The following is a 3,322-nucleotide window of genomic DNA, read 5'->3' as shown; positions in this document are numbered from 1 at the left end:
ATTTTGGCTTCGCGTGGCTTTTTTGAAAAAAGAAAGAAAAGGAAAGCAAACGAAAGCAAAAAAAGTGTAAAAAGAAAGGAAAAGAAAGTAAACGAAAGCAGGAAAAGGCCAAAAAGAAAGCAAACGAACATAAAAAAGAAAGAAAAAGAAAGCAAACGAACATGGGGCAGGGACTGTGGTCTGGAGGTGCCGGCTTATCCTGGGGAGCAAAAGGTGGGGGGATCTTGTGCGCATGCCTTCGTCGTTATGGCCTTTAGCGATCCCTTAAAAATGAAGGTTTTCGTTTTCGATTCGGCGTTTTATGGGTATATTTGGTTTTGGCCCAGCGGGCCTACTGTCTCGAAACGTTTATTTTTAGCTATGGAAAACGCTACGCACATCATTTTCGTCGAGCATTATGGGGATGAAAAAATGAAACTTTTTATCCACCATGATAAGGATAAACTGTATCGCGTCTGTTCTGGCTCGGAGGAGGAGTTTCGAAGACTCTGCCAGGAGGTGAGTAAGTACCACGAAAAGGAGCTTGTCCACCATCAAATCGAGCGCAAGTCCCGCTTGGGGTCCTTTGTGCTGATAAGCACCACGTCAACGGAGGATCGCATCATGACGCCGCTGCCTTATTATAAGAATCTGGATAAGCAGGAAGATGTCATCCGCGAAAAGGTGATCGCCTTAAATGCGTATAGTTCCTACCATGAGGAGCTGGAGCTGCGGGTGCGGGCGCTGAGTGGCTACCTGCAGGAGGAGCTGCAGCTGGATGAGGAGCAGGTGGTGGATTTTATCGAGACCTGCATGCATAAGGAGGGCTGGAGCAGTAGCGAGATAACCGCATGCATATCCGCAAGCTGCGGATCTAATTTTTTATCTTTTCATAACCGTTTTTCATAACCGTGCAGATAGCCTGCGTACTTAAGCGTTTATTTTACGGCATGATCAGAGAGGAAAGTGCCGAGAGGGTTTTTTGGCCATCGGTTCCTCTGCTGATCGCTCCTCACAGGGTGTGTAGCGGGTTTTATGTTTCATCTCTAAATGGATAGGGTTATGACAAGTTTCTTTCGTTTATTCGGTTTTAAGGGCCAAGAGGCTCCAGTGGCAGCTCCTGTAGATGTGCAGGCTGCGGATTTTCGCAAGACCTTCTTAGAGGAGGCAGATCTTGGGCAGGAGGAGCCCGTCGGTGCGGTGGACACGTTCTTGGAGCAGGACTTTGTCCGCTTAGGACGTGCTGAAGGCTATCAGCTGCGTGATATGGCGCAGTTCGAGGAGCGGCAGGCGCTGCTGGTGGCGCGCTTTAAGGATGTCGTCAGCCGGTCACTTCGGGAGGTGGAGGAAAGCTTCTATGCGGTGAGTCAGGAGGTGGCGCGGATTCAGGAGGTAGGCCATGCGAAGCGGTTTTACAAGCTGTTCCAAGAGCGCGATACGCTGGATCGAATTCGGAAAGACTTGCTGGCCCAGCTGGACCTAGCTACGGTGCACGAAGGCCGCATCGAGTCGGCGGTACTGGCGTACAAGGCCGGGTTCGAGGAGGGGTATCAGCAGTATCTCGAGGAGGAGTTTCTCTTTAAGGGAAGGCATGTCTTCTAAGGTCTGCAAGCTACTTTTTCGTATGCGGTGCCTCGGGTGAAGACTTTTTAGGCACAGCCCTGCCAGCGTCCTAGGTGCTGGCGGGGGCTAGATTTCTTCCAAGAAGATTTTGCTGTTAATGGCTATTTTCGTGCGGCTATGCTCAAAAAGGGTGCACCTATAAATCCCTCCGGAAGTTGTAGGTATTCTTTAGGATATTTGAATCATGTAAAGCACACATAGCGATGCCAGAGAAACCGACTCTTATTCCAGCAGGCAACTCCGAGCTCTTCTATCAAGAGGGACAGCCAAGTGACTGTATGCCGATGTCGCCTGAGCAAATAGCGAAGACGGTCAAGGCCTTAGAAGAACCGAGAAAGGTCGTGGCGGGCATTGGCCTGGTGGCTTTCTTAGGCTGGGTGGTAGGCTGATTCTTTTAAAGGCCTTCCCTGTAGTTGGGGGCTTTTTTAGGGCGGCAAGACCTTTAACAAGACATGTATACCTTTCACTTTAACCTGTAGTTACCTATGCGTTTTATAAGAGACCTATTTAGAGGAGTGGGACAGGCGTTTCGCTTCATCGTGGTAAACATCATTGCGCTCATAGTCGAGCTATTCGCTGCTTTATCAACCCCTTCAAGTAATACGACGGAGGGACTTATCCATTTCTAACCCCATATACCCATGGCAAAACCCAAACCTTCATTAGAGTTGGTTATCCTCCCTGATGATTTTCAATCCCAACGGGAGGCTCCCAAGCGCAATTTCCGTCGCGAGATGTTTTGGGCGCAGCTCATCCGTTCACTACCTAATGCGGCGCTGCTTATCGGCGCGGTCGGTACGCTCTATACGGCTGCTCGACTCTTCGAATGGTACCATGAGCGTAAGTAAGTACGTCTGAAGTTCTTTTCATTTAAACAAAACAAACCTTTATGAATAATTCAAGACCTCTCCGGCCCATGGAGACCGAGGTAACCGGGCCGAAAAATAAGGTGCTCGATGCTGGTATCATCCTGCTTTCGCTGCTGTATATCGTCTCACCGATCGATTTTATTCCTGACTTTATTCCTATAGCGGGATGGATGGACGATATGGGTGCGGCTGTGATCGGCATCAGTACGGCGCTGGGTAGTTTTACGTCGATGGCGGATACCCGCTTGGGGGCGCTGATGCGTTATGCGAAGTGGATCATGATCGCTGTCTTCGTAGGACTTGGACTGATCGTAGTGCTCCTCGGTGTACTGGTTTTCAAGCTCTTTAGCCTCACTGGAGGTGCAGGTGCCTAATGTTTCAAGCTAACTGATTTTGACTTATGCCTTTATATAAAGTAACTGTTAAAATGACGGGCTTCCGTAACGGTGTTCGCCTCGAAAAGGGGATGCAGGTGGATGTCATCACTGATAGTGATGCACAGCACCCGTTTCACTTTATGGGAGGCCAGCTGATCGTGGATGCTTTTCGCCGAATTTATGGCATCGACATGAAGAAGGCGAATGCGATCACGAGTAGTGTTATAGATGTTAAGCGCGTACAGTAGGTACGCGTTTTTTTCCTTTTCTGTAGATTGGTGGGTAGGCCAAACACTGGCTATCCGCCTGATTTTTATGCCATGTCCACACATGCACGACCCTATTGCCGCATGCGGATCGAAGCCGACTTCGAAAAGCAGTGTACCACGCTTTTTGCCGCAGCCGTCAGGCGCGGCGAGGGCATCGCCATGTTCACAGACTGCTTCTGTGGAGATATTTTMCGCGTGGGAGATC

6 protein-coding genes are annotated in these 3,322 nt (G+C 49.5%); all 6 read left to right on the top strand.

The window, feature by feature from the left end; translation table 11 throughout:
* The first annotated feature begins 213 nt into the window (after window positions 1-213).
* Window positions 214-888 carry a hypothetical protein gene (locus A3SI_RS16540; protein ID WP_156810375.1) on the top strand — a complete coding sequence of 225 codons (675 nt, stop codon included), beginning with the start codon at window positions 214-216 and terminating at the stop codon, window positions 886-888.
* Window positions 889-1,041: 153 nt separating this feature from the next.
* Window positions 1,042-1,581: a hypothetical protein gene (locus A3SI_RS16535; protein WP_009057769.1), complete on the top strand. Its 540-nt coding sequence runs from the start codon at window positions 1,042-1,044 to the stop codon at window positions 1,579-1,581.
* A 224-nt stretch (window positions 1,582-1,805) separates the two neighbouring features.
* Window positions 1,806-1,991, top strand: coding sequence for a hypothetical protein (locus A3SI_RS16530; protein WP_009057768.1), 186 nt, complete (start codon window positions 1,806-1,808; stop codon window positions 1,989-1,991).
* Between the two features lie 252 nt (window positions 1,992-2,243).
* On the top strand, window positions 2,244-2,450 hold the full coding sequence (locus A3SI_RS16525; protein ID WP_040671332.1) for a hypothetical protein: 207 nt from the start codon (window positions 2,244-2,246) through the stop codon (window positions 2,448-2,450).
* A 68-nt stretch (window positions 2,451-2,518) separates the two neighbouring features.
* On the top strand, window positions 2,519-2,845 hold the full coding sequence (locus A3SI_RS16520; RefSeq protein WP_009057767.1) for a YkvA family protein: 327 nt from the start codon (window positions 2,519-2,521) through the stop codon (window positions 2,843-2,845).
* 26 nt (window positions 2,846-2,871) lie between these two features.
* The gene (locus A3SI_RS16515; protein WP_040671331.1) at window positions 2,872-3,096 is read left to right on the top strand and encodes a DUF6140 family protein; all 225 of its coding nucleotides are present in this window, start codon (window positions 2,872-2,874) and stop codon (window positions 3,094-3,096) included.
* Window positions 3,097-3,322: the final 226 nt, after the last annotated feature.

Origin of the sequence: Nitritalea halalkaliphila LW7 (assembly GCF_000265075.1) — a bacterium.
GTDB lineage: Bacteria > Bacteroidota > Bacteroidia > Cytophagales > Cyclobacteriaceae > Nitritalea > Nitritalea halalkaliphila.
This window is presented reverse-complemented; position numbering and strand designations above follow the sequence as displayed.

Coding starts and splice junctions, on each gene's coding strand:
- A3SI_RS16530 (WP_009057768.1), top strand. CDS start 1,806: ATGCCAGAGAAACCGACTCTTATTCCAGCAGGCAACTCCGAGCTCTTC.
- A3SI_RS16525 (WP_040671332.1), top strand. CDS start 2,244: ATGGCAAAACCCAAACCTTCATTAGAGTTGGTTATCCTCCCTGATGAT.
- A3SI_RS16520 (WP_009057767.1), top strand. CDS start 2,519: ATGGAGACCGAGGTAACCGGGCCGAAAAATAAGGTGCTCGATGCTGGT.
- A3SI_RS16515 (WP_040671331.1), top strand. CDS start 2,872: ATGCCTTTATATAAAGTAACTGTTAAAATGACGGGCTTCCGTAACGGT.
- A3SI_RS16535 (WP_009057769.1), top strand. CDS start 1,042: ATGACAAGTTTCTTTCGTTTATTCGGTTTTAAGGGCCAAGAGGCTCCA.